Source organism: Acinetobacter sp. 809848 (genome assembly GCF_000581275.1).
In the GTDB taxonomy this organism is placed as follows: Bacteria; Pseudomonadota; Gammaproteobacteria; order Pseudomonadales; family Moraxellaceae; genus Acinetobacter; species Acinetobacter pittii.
Genome location: NZ_JEXG01000159.1, coordinates 1 through 907 on the forward strand (window position 1 = coordinate 1; position 907 = coordinate 907).

At 36.8% G+C, this 907-nt stretch carries 1 protein-coding gene; it reads right to left on the minus strand.

From position 1 onward, the window contains the following. The coding region (locus tag J536_RS24545; RefSeq protein WP_032063559.1) for a TetR/AcrR family transcriptional regulator at window positions 1-512 on the minus strand (512 nt) is incomplete at its 3' end. Between the last annotated feature and the right edge of the window lie 395 nt (window positions 513-907).

The following is a 907-nucleotide window of genomic DNA, read 5'->3' on the forward strand; positions in this document are numbered from 1 at the left end:
TCATCTACGCTATTGGCACTTAACAGCTGAACCATTGCTCCATCAATTGCAAATAGAAACATGTGGGCATCTTTTATTGAAGCGGTAGTTTTGACAGTAAGAAGCAGCTTATAAAGCTCATTTATAAACCAGTTTCTATAATCAACAACCACTCGATAAGCCGTTGCATAACACTTTTCAATTTCAAAAATTGCTTTAAATGGTAAACGGTAAAATCCTTCTAAATTGGCATGTAAAAAGTAAATTTGCTTGAGTTTATCGAACACCATAAATTCGCTGTATGAATTGATAATTGAAAGGACTTTTACTTTGAGCGCATCCGTTTGAAAGGTTAAACACATCTCGATCAGTCGTGCTTTTGAATGAAAGATGTTATAGAAAGTCGCTTTGGGGATTTTGGCTTCAGCAATAATTCGGTCAACCCCGACCTTGTTAAATCCATCTTGATTAAATAAATCTTTTGCTGTGTGCAGCACTCGTAGTGCTCTAAATGAAGATTCTAAATTGTTCATATATACCGCTTAAAATAATTTTTTGTTGTATATAAAAGAGATAGAAATGCCGTTACTCTTAAATTGAGTGCTAAAAACAGGCATGTAAAAGCCGCACAATAATGGTGTGCTCGCCTACCTCGGTTTTATTGTTGCTATGTTTTAGTCGTAAAGATTCTTAAGATGTAGAAACCTAAAGTCGATTACATCGTTTTAAAGACTTTTTAAGCGGTATGGGTAGAGAGAATTTGGCAAAAGCCAATAAAGAAAAAGAATTAGTACGCATAGAGGACTCCTCATGTCTAAAGAAGTTCTACCGAATTACTGTCAAATAATTATGGTGGCAGAACGAGAGAAGGTTGACAGACTGGTTAGACGCCAGCACACCCGAAGGTGTCCCTCTCCCGTCCTACCGC